Genomic DNA, 3,807 nt, shown 5'->3' with positions numbered 1-3,807 from the left:
CGCGCGGGGAGATCCCGAAGAAGGCGGCGTCGAAGTCGACGGCCTCGTGCAGGAACCCGCCCTCCCGCACGTACGAGGTGCCCGGCCGGGCCGGGTCCTCGTCGAACAGGGCGTCCACGTCCCAGCCCCGGTTCTCCGGGAACGGCGACCGCCCGTGCCCGCCGCGCCGTACGAGGTCCCACAGCCCGTCGGGCGAGCCGGCACCGCCGGGGAACCGGCAGCTCATCCCGACGATCGCGACCGGCTCGCGCTCCTTCGCGCCGGCCTGGGCCTCCGCCTCCGCGAGCCGGCGTTTGGTCTCACGCAGGTCGGCGGTGGCCCGCTTCAGGTAGTCGAGGAGCTTGGCCTCGTTGTTCTGGCTGGTGTTCGTCACGTGCGATCGCTCCAACAGGGGTCGGGCTCAAGGGCGGTGCGGCTTCGGGTGGCGGCGTCAGAGCGTTCCCAGCTCGCCGTCGAGCAGGTCGAAGAGGTCCTCGGCGGTGGCCCCTTCGAGGTCCGTCGCGGCGCCGTCCGGTGCGGCCGCCGCCGTCCGGCCGTTCCAGGCGGCCAGGAGGTCCCGCAGCCGCGCGCCGACCGCCGCCTCGTCGGCCGCGTCCACCGCGCCGATCGCCGACTCCAGCCGGTCGATCTCCGCCAGGACCGCCGCCGCACCGGCCGGCTCCCCGGCCGTGGCGGCGGCGCCGGCCGCGGCACCGGAGTCCGCGAACTCCTCCAGCAGCCGCTCCGCGAGCGCCGCCGGCGTCGGGCAGTCGAACACCAGCGTCGGCGGCAGCCGCAGCCCCGTCGCCGCCGTCACCCGGTTGCGCAGCTCCAGCGCGGTCAGCGAGTCGATGCCCAGCGCCTTGAACGGCTTCGCCACGTCGACCGTGTCACCGCTCGCGTGCCCGAAGACCACCGCCGTGTTCTCCCGGACGATCTCCAGCAGTTCCCGTTCCCGCGCCCCCGGCGTCAGCGCCGCCAGCCGTTCGGCCGGCGACACCCCGCCGGGCCGCTGCCGCACCGCGGCCGCCGTCCGCCGGCCCGCCGCACGGACCAGGCCCCGCAGCAGCGGCGGCACCGGACCGGCCGGCCCCGACACCGCACGCAGGTCCAGCCGCGCCGGCACCAGCACCGCCCCACCGTCCGCGAACGCCGCGTCGAACAGCGCCAGCCCCTCCTCGGAGCCCAGCGCACCGGCGCCGCCGCGCCCGGACCGCGACCGCTCGCCGCCGTCCAGGTGGGCCGTCATCCCGCTGGCCTCCTCCCACATGCCCCACGCCAGGGACACCGCGGGCAGGCCCAGCGCCCGCCGGTGCAGCGCCAGCGCGTCCAGGGAGGCGTTCGCCGCCGCGTAGTTGGCCTGCCCCGGGTTGCCGAACACCCCGGCGGCCGAGGAGAACAGCACGAACGCCGACAGGTCCAGGTCCCGCGTCAGCTCGTGCAGCGCCAGCGCCGCCGCCGTCTTCGGACGCAGCACACGCTCCAGCCGCTCCCCGGTCAGCGACCCGAGGATCCCGTCGTCGAGGACACCGGCCGTGTGCACGACCGCCGTCAGCGGACGCTCCGCGGGGATCCGCGCCAGCAGCCCGGCCAGCGCCTCACGGTCCGCGACGTCGCAGGCGACGACCTCCGCCCGCGCCCCCAGCTCCGCCAGGGCGGCGGTCAGCTCCGCCGCTCCGGCCGCCCGCGGCCCGCGCCGGCCGGCCAGCAGCAGGTTCCGCACCCCGTGACGCCGGACGAGGTGACCTGCCAGCAGCGCGCCCAGCGTGCCCGTACCGCCCGTGACCAGCACCGTGCCGTCCGGGTCGAAGCCCGCCGGGACGGTCAGCACCACCTTTCCGGTGTGCTTGGCCTGGCTGACGTACCGGAACGCGTCCTTGGCCTGCCGGACGTCCCACGTGGTGACCGGCAGCGGCGACAGCTCCCCGCTCTCGAACAGCTCCACCAGCGCCGCGAGCATCGCACCGATCCGCTCGGGCCCCGCGTCCACCAGGTCGAACGCCCGGTACTCCACCCCCGGGTGCGCCTCGGCGACCTCCGCCGGCACCCGGATGTCGGTCTTGCCCATCTCCAGGAACCGGCCGCCGCCCGGCAGCAGCCGCAGCGAGGCGTCCACGAACTCCCGGGCGAGGGAGTCGAGGACGATGTCCACGCCCCGCCCGCCGGTGGCCTCCAGGAACGCTCCCTCGAAGTCCAGGGTCCGCGAGTTCGCCAGGTGCGCCCCGTCCAGGCCCGCCGCCCGCAGCGTGTCCCACTTGCCGGGGCTCGCGGTGCCGTACACCTCCAGCCCCAGGTGCCGGGCCAGCTGCACGGCCGCCATGCCGACGCCGCCGGCCGCCGCGTGGATCAGCACCCGCTCGCCGCGCCGCGCCCGGGCCAGGTCCACCAGCCCGTAGTACGCGGTCATGAACACGATCGGCACGGCGGCCGCCTGGGCGAACGTCCACCCCTTCGGGACGCGGTGCACGCTCCGCGCGTCGGCGACGGCCACCGGCCCGAACGCCCCGTCGAAGATGCCCATCACCCGGTCGCCCGGCTTCACGGAGGTCACCCCCGGGCCGGTCTCCAGGACCACGCCGGCGCCCTCGCCGCCGAGCACGAACTCGCCCGGGTACAGGCCCAGCGAGAGCATCACGTCACGGAAGTTGAGGCCCGCCGCACGGACCCCGATCCGCACCTGCCCGGCCTGGAGCGGCCCCGCCGCCTCGGGGGCGGGCACCAGCGCCAGGTTCTCCAGGGTGCCCCGGCCCCGCACGTCCAGCCGCCACGCCGCCTCGCCGGCCGGCACGGCCAGCGCCTCCGCGGCCCGCGCCCGCGCCAGCCGCGGGACGAGGAACCCGCCGCCGCGCAGAGCCAGTTGGGGCTCGTCGGTGGTCAGGGCGGCGGGCAGCAGCTCCCAGTCGGCGCCCCCGGCGGGGTCCCCGGGGCGCGGCCCGTCGGCCAGCACGATCCGGCCGGGGTTCTCGGCCTGCGCCGAACGCACCAGACCCCATACGGCGGCCGCCGCGAGATCGTGCACGGCCTCCCCGCCCCGGGCCACGACCGCGCCCGAGGTCAGCAGCAGCAGCCGGGTCCCGGCGAACCGCTCGTCGGACTGCCAGTCCCGCAGCAGCTCCAGGACCCGCCCGACCAGCTCCCGCACCCGCTCGGCGGAAGCCTCCCCGGCACCCTCCACGGGCACCACCAGCACCTCCGGTGCCACCGCCGCGGCGCGCGCCTCCGCGAGATCCGCGTACGCGTCGAAGCCGACGCCCGCACGGCGCAGGGCCGTGGCGGCGTAGCCGTCCTCGCCGCCCAGCAGCGCCCAGGTGCCGCCCGGCCCGGCGGCCGCTTCGAGGGGCAGCCCGGCCCAGTCGAGGCGGAACAGGGCGTCGCGGAGGGAGCCCTCGTCTTCCAGTTGTGCGGTGGTGACGGCGCGTAGTGCGAGGGAGTCGATGGTGGCGACGGGGGTGCCGGTCTGGTCGGTGAGGGTGAGGGCGACCGAGTCCGTTCCGGCGGGGGTGATGCGGACGCGGAGGGCGGAGGCGGCGGTGGCGTGGAGGGAGAGTCCCGACCAGGCGAAGGGGAGGTGTGCTGCGCCGTCGGTGGTGACGAAGGAGCCGAGGCCGATGCCGTGGAGGGCGGCGTCCAGGAGGGCGGGGTGGAGGCCGTAGCGGGTGGCGTCGGCGGTGGCTTCCTCGGGGAGGGCGACCTCGGTGTAGATGTCCTCGCCGAGTTTCCAGGCGGCCTGGAGGCCCTGGAAGACCGGCCCGTACTCCAGTCCGGCCGCGCCGAGGGTCTCGTACAGGCCGTCGGTGTCCAGGGGTTCGGCCCCCGCCGGCGGCCACA

General features: G+C 76.8%; 2 protein-coding genes. Both read right to left on the bottom strand.

The genetic code is table 11. The features are described from left to right. A partial coding sequence (locus VR44_RS26300; protein WP_045950085.1) for a beta-ketoacyl synthase N-terminal-like domain-containing protein occupies window positions 1-373 on the bottom strand: 373 nt, incomplete at its 3' end. Window positions 374-430: 57 nt separating this feature from the next. Beyond that, window positions 431-3,807, bottom strand: a 3,377-nt coding sequence (locus tag VR44_RS26295; RefSeq protein ID WP_045950084.1) for an SDR family NAD(P)-dependent oxidoreductase, incomplete at its 5' end; no start/stop codon positions are given.

This window comes from Streptomyces katrae, assembly GCF_000966975.1.
GTDB classification, from domain to species: domain Bacteria; phylum Actinomycetota; class Actinomycetes; order Streptomycetales; family Streptomycetaceae; genus Streptomyces; species Streptomyces katrae.
This window is presented reverse-complemented; position numbering and strand designations above follow the sequence as displayed.